This is a genomic window from Flavobacterium sp., assembly GCF_043780635.1.
Taxonomy (GTDB): Bacteria; Bacteroidota; Bacteroidia; order Flavobacteriales; family Flavobacteriaceae; genus Flavobacterium.
Map to the genome: position 1 here is coordinate 1 of NZ_JAYWCK010000086.1, position 9544 is coordinate 9544.

Here is a 9544-nt window from a genome sequence, read left to right on the forward strand (position 1 = left end):
TGGGTGGCTGACCGGGTTCGAACCGGCGACCCTCGGCACCACAAACCAATACTCTAACCAGCTGAGCTACAACCACCATTTTTAACGAGTGCAAATATAGTATTAAAGTTTTCTTTTGCAAAGAAAATATTCAAAAAATTACATCAAGTCGCCTAAACTATTGACTGCCAAATATCTTTCAACAGTAAATCCTTCAGCATAATCTGTACCAATCAATCTTCCTAAATCCTGTGCCCTATAATTAAGGCTTTCCAGAAAGTTTTTTGATGCAATTAGTGTTTCAGGTTCATCCGAATCTGGATTGTAAAACTGAGAACTGTAGGCCAATATAGCTTCTACTCTTTTGTCGTTATACCCTGTAATATCAACTACAAAATCGGGTGTTATGTTTTTCCATTGCATGTAATGATACACTAATTTTGGTCGCCAGACTTCTTGTTTTTCTCCATTAATTTCGGTTTCAATTTTCATCAAACCTGACAAAAAACAAGCATCTGAAACTAATTGGCTTCCTTTTCCGTGGTCAATATGGCGATCGTCAATAGCGTTGCACAAAACTATTTCGGGTTTGTATTTCCGAAGCATTTTAATAATTTCCAATTGATGTGATTCGTCGTTCATGAAAAATCCATCCCGCATGTCCAAATTCTCTCGAACAGAAACACCCAAAATTTTTGCGGCATTATTAGCCTCTTGGTTCCGAATTTCAACCGAACCACGTGTGCCAAGTTCGCCACGTGTCAAATCAATAATTCCCACTTTTTTTCCGAGGGCAATTTCTTTCGCGATGGTTCCGCTGCAGCCTAATTCTACATCGTCTGGATGCGCACCGAATGCTAATATGTCTAGTTTCATTTTTCTGATTTTAAAATTATAAATCCAATACCCTTTTCATCGTCAACGATTTATTAATGCTTTCCTCCCACTCTTTTTCCGGAATGCTGTCTTTTGTAATGCCACAACCCATAAACAAATTTGCCTGCGATTCAAAAATTTCCATACAGCGCAAATTTACAAACAAATTTGAACTTACAGAATCAGTTGCAAAACTACTGTTTAATTCGCCAAGAAAACCAGTATAAAAAGTTCTTTCGCAATTCTCGTTTTCCAAAATAAACTCTTTCGACTTTTCCTTTGGCAAACCACAAACAGCAGGTGTAGGATGCAATAATTGAATCACTTGCTGCAAACCAAAATCCGAATTCAGCACGCCCGAAATATCTGTTTTGATATGCCAAATACTCCCTGCTTTGATACTGTATGGTTTTGAAACCAATAAATCAGAAGCAACATCTTTTAGTATTTCTACAATATAATCGGTGACAAATTGTTGTTCTTCTTCTTCTTTTTTATGCCAAAAAACTTCATTAGAGCCGTTGTCTTTTTGTGTTCCTGCCAAAGCTATAGTTTCAAATACGTTTTCTTTCGATTTTAATAGTTGTTCAGGAGTTGCGCCAAGCCAAATACCAACCTTGGGATGAAAAAAGCAATAAACAAAAGTGCTCGGATACAACTGAACCAACTTTTCAAAAGTGGCAATCAAATCAAAATCAACTAAATCAATCGTTTCTTTTCGAGACAGAACAACTTTTTTGAATTCATTATTTTCAATAGCTTGAATCCCTTTGGCAACCAAATTTATAAAATTATTTTTGTCGGATTCATTTGGCAAAACGTATTCTTTTTCAAGAAAAACCGCAGTGTTTTTGTCTAAAACAACGCTTATAATTTCAGACTCACTTTCTGGAATTAACACTGTTTTACTTCCATCGAAAGAAGCAAAAACAAAACCTTTTTCGGTAAAATCGCTTACTTTAAATAAAGTATCATTTTTTTGAAAAAGCCCAATAACATTAGTGTCATTAGGTTTTTTGTAAATTACAAAGGGAAGATTTTGCTTAAATTGATTTTTGGCTTTTTGTAAAATTATTTCCATTTTTAATCTTGGCTTTTTCTTTTTGGTATAACCATATTAGTCAGTTTACACAGTGAAATTAAAGAGCCATTTTCATCGGTAATTCGGATTTCCCAAAGATGGATGCTTCTTCCTTTGTGCAGAATTCTTGCCGTTGCCGTTACTATTCCTTCTCGTTTTGCTTTTAGGTGATTCGCTGATATTTCAATTCCGCGAACTTCACTATGCTCTGAATTGACAAATAACATAGACGCCGCACTTCCCACACTTTCGGCTAAAGCCACTGAAGCTCCACCGTGCAATAACCCCATTGGTTGGTGAACAGAAGGATTTACAGGCATTGTTGCTACTAAAAAATCTTCACCTGCATCAACAAACTCGATATTTAGCGTTTGCATTAAAGTATTTTTCGAAATTTCGTTACAATAGTGAATGATTTTATTTTTGTCGAATGTCATATGTTTTGCTTTAAAAGTGTAAATTTATATAAAAGATATAGGATATCAATTGTTATTATATATTCAAAATTGAAAATCGTTATTAATCCTATTAGTTTTTTACTATTTTTACAAAAAAATCTAACGAAATGCGTCAGTTTACTTTTCTGTTTTTTATTGGAATCCTTATTTCTCTTAGCTCATGTCGAACAGATTTTGAAACCGTGCCAAGCACAGGAGATTTAGAATTTTCGAGAGATACCATTTATTTAGACACTGTTTTTACTAACATTGGTTCAAGCACTTATACCTTAAAAGTATATAATCACAGTAAAAACGATATTACCATTCCAAGTATTAAATTAGGAAAAGGATTAAGTTCAAAATACAGAATGACCGTTGACGGAATGCAGGGAAATCAAGGAAAATCATTTGACAACGTGAATCTTTTGGCAAAAGACAGTATGTATATTTTTATTGAAACTACTGCAAACATTGCCGATGCAAACCCAACTGATTTTCTGTACACTGACCAGATTTTATTTGACGGCGGAGCAAATCTTCAAAAGGTGGAATTGGTGACCCTTATTCAGGATGCTGTATTTCTTTATCCACAGCGTTTTAATGATGGCACAACAGAAACACTTCCTATTGGTGATCAGGAGATTTATGGATTCTTTTTAAGTGAAACTGACCTAATAAATGGCAATGAACTCAAATTTACAAATAAAAAACCGTATGTGATTTATGGATATGCAGCAGTTCGGTCCGGAAAAACCGCATCTTTTGATCCCGGAGCAAGAGTCCATTTTCACGCAAATTCTGGACTTATTTTAGCCTCAAATGCAGCACTAAATGTAAATGGTTCCGCTTCTACAACTGATAAGCTAGAAAACGAAGTGATTTTTGAAGGCGATCGATTAGAACCTGATTTTGCTGATGTTCCAGGACAATGGGGAGCAATTTGGCTAACTGATGGAAGCACAAACCATAAAATAAATCATTTAACAATTAAAAACGCAAGCATTGGTTTATTGATTCAAAACAATAACGGAACAACTGTGCAAATAAAAAACACACAAATTTATAATTCTACCAATTATGGAATTCTTGCCCAAACCGCAAAAATTAATGGAGAAAATTTAGTAATAAATAATGCAGGTCTTGGAAGTTTAGCTTGTACTTATGGTGGAGATTATAAATTTACCCATTGTACGTTCAATAATAATTGGCCTAGTTCTAGCCAAGTAGCAGTTTTGATTAACAACTATTATACTGGTGCTACCCCGGAAGTAAAGAATTTGACGGCTGCAACATTCAACAATTGTATCGTTTATGGTTCGTATTCAAACGAAATGATTTTAAATAAAAAAACGGGAGCTTCCTTTGTATACCAATTCAATAATTGTCTTTTAAAATTTGACAACACTTCTAGTCAGTATGCTAATAATCCTGATTATCAGTTCACTACAGATCCAGTTCATTATAACACAATTATTCTAAATAAAGACCCTAAATTCTTTAAACTTTCTCAAAACAAACTCAATATTGACGAAACTTCTTCGGCTTTCGCCAAAGGAAATGCAACCTATCTGATACCATTGGATATACTTGGAAACACAAGAACTTTGCCTCCGGATTTAGGTGCTTACCAAAATAAAACATTTCCAAAATAAATTTTAAAGTCTTTGTTATTATTTTCTTTTGCTCTTACTAATTTTTTAAACTAAATTTGCAAAACAACAATAACTACACTCTTATAATGATTCATTTCTTTGAAAACCAAAGCAAGACTATATTTGCAGTTCACACGAGCGAAAGCGAACTGGCGAAGCAAACGCAAAGCCTACTTTCGGCTCAAGACATTTCAAAACTCAACTGGCTTTTTGCCGACTCCAATAAAATAGAAAAATCCGTATTAACGGATTTTTTTGTTGGTCCTCGTGCCACAATGGTTACGCCTTGGAGCACCAATGCAGTGGAAATTACCCAAAATATGGGGATTTCAGGAATCATTAGAATTGAAGAGTTTCATAAAGCTTCTGATGATTCTTTTGATTTTGATCCAATGCTTTCGCAAAAATATTCCGAATTGAATCAAGATGTTTTCACGATTCACATTGAACCCGAAGCAATTTTAAATATAGATGATATTGCCGCTTACAACAAATCCGAAGGTTTATCTTTAAGTCCTGACGAAGTAGAATATTTGGATAATTTAGCAACCAAATTAGGTAGAAAATTAACAGATTCAGAGATTTTTGCTTTCTCCCAAGCCAATTCAGAGCATTGTCGCCACAAAATTTTTAATGGAACTTTCGTAATTGATGGTGAAGAAATGCCTTCTTCCCTATTCAAACTTATCAAGAAAACGTCTTCTGAAAATCCCCACGACATCGTTTCGGCTTACAAAGACAATGTGGCGTTTGTAAAAGGACCACGTGTTCAACAATTCGCCCCGAAAACTGCTGACAAACCTGATTTTTACGAGATAAAAGAATTTGATTCGGTTATTTCATTAAAAGCAGAAACCCATAATTTCCCAACAACCGTAGAGCCTTTTAACGGAGCTGCAACAGGTTCTGGAGGAGAAATCAGAGACCGTTTGGCTGGTGGACAAGGTTCTTTGCCACTGGCAGGAACAGCGGTTTATATGACTTCATATTCTCGATTAGAAGAAAACCGTCCCGATAGCAATCGGGATTGGGAAAAAGGAATGACCGAAAGAAAATGGTTGTATCAAACTCCAATGGATATTTTGATAAAAGCATCAAATGGAGCTTCTGATTTTGGAAATAAATTTGGACAACCGTTGATTACTGGTTCGGTTTTGACTTTCGAACACGAAGAAAACAATCGCAAGTTGGGTTACGACAAAGTAATCATGCAAGCTGGTGGTATTGGTTACGGAAAATTAGAACAAGCGATAAAACATAAACCACAAGAAGGCGATAAAATCGTAATTCTGGGAGGTGAAAATTATAGAATTGGAATGGGTGGAGCGGCTGTTTCTTCTGCTGATACCGGAGCGATGAGTTCTGGAATTGAGTTGAATGCGGTACAACGTTCGAACCCTGAAATGCAAAAACGCGCTGCCAACGCCATTCGTGGTTTGGTAGAAAGCGACCATAATCCAATTGTTTCTATTCACGATCACGGAGCTGGAGGGCATTTGAATTGTCTTTCCGAATTAGTAGAAGAAACGGGAGGTTTGATTGATTTAGATAAATTGCCTGTTGGAGATCCAACGCTTTCAGCAAAAGAAATCATTGGTAACGAATCTCAGGAGAGAATGGGATTGGTAATTGGCAAAAAAGATATCGACATTTTACAACGAATAGCCGACAGAGAGCGTGCTCCAATGTACCAAGTTGGGGATGTTACTGGTGATCATCGTTTTACTTTCGAAAGCAAAAAAACTGGTGCAAAACCAATGGATTATGCTTTGGAAGATTTCTTCGGAAGTTCTCCGAAAACCGTAATGACGGACAAAACCGTAGATTATAATTATCCTGCATTAGAATATAGTGTAAAAAATATTTCTATTTATTTAGAGCAAGTATTACTACTAGAAGCAGTTGCTTGTAAGGACTGGTTGACGAACAAAGTCGACCGTTGTGTGGGTGGAAAAGTTGCGAAACAACAATGTGCAGGACCTTTGCAATTGCCATTGAATAATTGTGGTGTTATAGCTTTGGATTATAAAGGAAAAGAAGGAATTGCAACCTCAATTGGACACTCTCCTATCGCCTCTTTAATCGACCCAGTTGCTGGAACAAGAACTGCAATCGCCGAATCATTATCGAATATCGTTTGGGCACCAATAAAAAATGGTATGGACGGTATTTCATTATCGGCGAACTGGATGTGGGCTTGTAAAAACGAAGGAGAAGATGCTCGTTTGTATGCTGCCGTGAAAGCGTGTTCAGATTTTGCAATCGAATTGGGAATCAATATTCCAACCGGAAAAGATTCACTTTCGATGAAACAAAAATATCCAAACGACGAAGTAATTGCGCCTGGAACGGTGATTATTTCAGCTGGTGGGAATTGTACTGACATTAGAAAAGTAGTAGAACCTGTTTTGCAAAAAGACGGAGGTTCAATATATTACATTAACTTATCTCAAGACGAATTTAAGTTAGGAGGTTCTTCATTGGCACAAACTTTAAATAGTATTGGAAACAAAGCACCAACGATTAAAGACGCTGCTTTTTTCAAAAATGCGTTTAATACAATGCAAGAATTGATTTTAGACAATCAAATTTTGGCAGGTCACGATATTGGAAGCGGTGGTTTGATTACTACTTTATTGGAAATGTGTTTTGCCGATGTGAATTTGGGTGCCAAAATAGATTTCTCTGTTTTCGAAGAAAAAGATAGTATCAAGTATTTATTCTCTGAAAATATTGCCGTGGTTTTCCAAGCCAAAGACGATGTTACTTTAGAAAACGTATTAAATAACAAAGGAGTTTCTTTCTACAAATTAGGATATGTAACTACTGAAGCAACTTTGGAAGTTGGATTTTATAAATTAGACATTGCTAAATACAGAGACATTTGGTTTAAAACCTCTTTCTTGTTGGACCAAAAACAAGCTAAAAACGGAACTGCAAAAGCACGTTTCGACAATTATAAAAATCAAGCATTACATTATACTTTCCCTGCACATTTTACTGGAAAAGCACCAGTTATCGACAATTCAAAACCACGACCGAAAGCAGCCATTATCCGTGAAAAAGGAAGTAATTCGGAACGTGAAATGGCAAATGCCATGTACCTCGCAGGCTTTGATGTAAAAGATGTACATATGACCGATTTGATTTCGGGACGTGAAAATCTGGAAGACATTCAGTTTATTGGAGCTGTTGGAGGATTTTCGAATTCCGATGTTTTAGGTTCAGCAAAAGGTTGGGCTGGAGCATTTTTATACAACGAAAAAGCAAAATTAGCTTTGGCGAACTTCTTCAAAAGAGAAGATACCTTGTCCGTCGGGATTTGTAACGGTTGCCAATTGTTTATTGAATTAGAATTAATCAATCCGGAGCACGATCAAAAACCACGAATGCTACATAACGAAAGCCACAAACACGAAAGTATTTTTACCTCAGTAAAAGTTCAAGAGAATAATTCGGTTATGCTTTCTACTTTAGCTGGAAGCACTTTGGGAGTTTGGGTTTCACACGGAGAAGGAAAATTCCAAATGCCTTTAGCCGAAGAGCAATACAATATCGTTGGGAAATACGGTTACGATAGCTATCCTGCAAACCCTAATGGTTCCGATTATAATACAGCAATGATGTGTGATAAAACCGGAAGACATTTGGTTATGATGCCGCACATTGAGCGTTCTACGTTCCAATGGAACTGGGCAAATTATCCAAAAGACAGAAACGATCAAGTGTCGCCTTGGCACGAAGCCTTTGTGAATGCCAGAAAATGGATCGACAAGATTTAAATATAAAAAGCAAAAGACTCATTCCTTAAACCGAATGAGTTTTTGCTTTTATAATCATCCTATTATAAATAACTTCTTTTTTTATATATTCGTGATTCAAAAAACTATTTATGAAAATTATTACCTTAGTATATGCTGCTTTAATTTTGTGTGTTACCCAATCATTTGCCCAAATTAAAGTCACTAAAATTACAGCCCATAATCAAGACTATTATATCACTACAACTATAGATTATCCAATAGCCGGAACCTATCTATTCGAAAATATATCAGAACCAATAGTTGTTTTAAATGCAGATGGAACAGGAATTTTTCAGAATAAAGATCTGTCAAAAAATGAAATCACGTGGGGTCTGGAATGTACCGAAGATGGATTCCTAAGATTCAAAGAAGGTTTTGACAGTGCTGCATATTCTATTTGGTTTAAAAACAAAAACAGTTTAATTAATCCCGAGTTAGATGAAAATAATGATTGGATAAAAGTGGAATTTTCGATTCATTTCAACACGAATAAAATGTATATTATGGGCGAAAGAGTTAAGAATTATGTAGATTAAAAAAGTTTTACCTAGGAACAAAGCGTTTATAAATACCAAAAAATGGATTGATAAACACTAATCTGTAAATATTTAAAATTAAAAAAGCGTCCCTCTCGAGACGCTTTTTTTACAGCTGATTTTAATTAAAATCTATAACCAACTGTTAATTGATGCCACATATTTTTATAACGTGGTGTAGTAGAATTTCCATCTCCATCATTGTTTTTAACATCCCAACCTGTTCGTAAACCCAAAACTAGATTGTTAAGATTAAAATCGAGTCCACCAGTCAAACAATACGTATTTTTACGAATATTGTCATTGTTGAAATCTTGTTGTTGGGTTGAACTAATGGTTCCTCCTGTAAAATCATCTTTTTGTTTCATTAAATAAGAAAATTGTGGTCCAAATAAAACCGTTACTTCTTTAATTGGTTTCACCGCAAACAAAAGGGGAACATCAATATAATCTGTTGTTCTGGTCATACTGTAAGTACTTCCTAAATAAGTTCCAGTAGATTTAAATCCTTTTTGAGAAAACAAAATCTCTGGCTGAATTCCAATAAACTTTCCGAATGGGATAGAAACAAACCCTCCGGCTGCTAATCCAAATTTAGCATCAGCAACAAAATCCTGAGTTTCAGAATCATAAACATTAGAATAATTAGCACCCACTTTTAATCCAAAAGACAAAGTCTCGCGATTGTCAGTTGTGGTCGTAGTTTGTGCATTAGAAGTTGTTACTGCTACAGTAACAAAAGCGATCATTATGATTACTCTTTTCATTTTTTTTAATTTAAGTTATATGCGTAATATTTGTAATACTGCAAAGATGACCGTGTTATTAGGATAGTATCTTACACAATATGTAGTAAAAGTTATATAATTGCCACTTGTAGGGCTTAACGATTTATAAACCGAAGTTATTCCTTAGCTTGAAGTTTCTTTGAAGTGCTACAGAACTACCAAAAACAGGATAAGATTGAACAATGTGCGAAGAATATTTATATCTTTTCGTAACCTAATATTAACAAATAGCAAAATTCAAATATTTGAAATATAATTGTTTAAATTTGATAAAACATAAACTATTTAATAAAATGAATAACCCCGAAGCAGAGCTTCGAGGTATCGTGTTAGTCGAATAAGAAACTCAATTGATTTCTATGAAATTTTTTATACTTGTTTTTCTCATC

At 35.1% G+C, this 9544-nt stretch carries 7 protein-coding genes and 1 tRNA gene; 3 read left to right on the plus strand and 5 right to left on the minus strand.

Annotated elements, in window-relative coordinates; translation table 11 throughout:
* Positions 1 to 2: 2 nt before the first annotated feature.
* From ACH2BV_RS08340 to ACH2BV_RS08355, 4 genes are all read right to left on the minus strand, one after another.
* Positions 3 to 76: transfer RNA gene (locus ACH2BV_RS08340), tRNA-His, on the minus strand.
* Between the two features lie 62 nt (positions 77 to 138).
* A complete protein-coding gene (bshB1, locus tag ACH2BV_RS08345; protein ID WP_395050264.1) occupies positions 139 to 855 on the minus strand; it encodes a bacillithiol biosynthesis deacetylase BshB1 in 717 nt (238 codons plus the stop codon).
* Positions 856 to 871: 16 nt separating this feature from the next.
* Positions 872 to 1936, minus strand: coding sequence for an isochorismate synthase (locus ACH2BV_RS08350; protein WP_395050265.1), 1065 nt, complete (start codon positions 1934 to 1936; stop codon positions 872 to 874).
* 2 nt (positions 1937 to 1938) lie between these two features.
* A complete protein-coding gene (locus ACH2BV_RS08355; RefSeq protein WP_395050266.1) occupies positions 1939 to 2373 on the minus strand; it encodes a PaaI family thioesterase in 435 nt (144 codons plus the stop codon).
* Between the two features lie 128 nt (positions 2374 to 2501).
* Between ACH2BV_RS08355 and ACH2BV_RS08360 the strand changes: the two genes are divergently transcribed.
* From ACH2BV_RS08360 to ACH2BV_RS08370, 3 genes are all read left to right on the plus strand, one after another.
* Entirely contained in the window at positions 2502 to 4028 is a 1527-nt protein-coding gene (locus ACH2BV_RS08360) for a hypothetical protein (RefSeq protein WP_395050267.1), read from the plus strand.
* An 86-nt stretch (positions 4029 to 4114) separates the two neighbouring features.
* Positions 4115 to 7810, plus strand: coding sequence for a phosphoribosylformylglycinamidine synthase (gene purL, locus ACH2BV_RS08365; RefSeq protein ID WP_395050268.1), 3696 nt, complete (start codon positions 4115 to 4117; stop codon positions 7808 to 7810).
* A 110-nt stretch (positions 7811 to 7920) separates the two neighbouring features.
* Complete coding sequence (locus ACH2BV_RS08370; protein WP_395050269.1) at positions 7921 to 8367, plus strand: hypothetical protein; 447 nt, start codon at positions 7921 to 7923, stop codon at positions 8365 to 8367.
* Between the two features lie 125 nt (positions 8368 to 8492).
* Here ACH2BV_RS08370 and ACH2BV_RS08375 read toward each other — a convergent pair whose 3' ends face one another.
* A complete protein-coding gene (locus tag ACH2BV_RS08375; RefSeq protein ID WP_395050270.1) occupies positions 8493 to 9134 on the minus strand; it encodes a porin family protein in 642 nt (213 codons plus the stop codon).
* Positions 9135 to 9544: the final 410 nt, after the last annotated feature.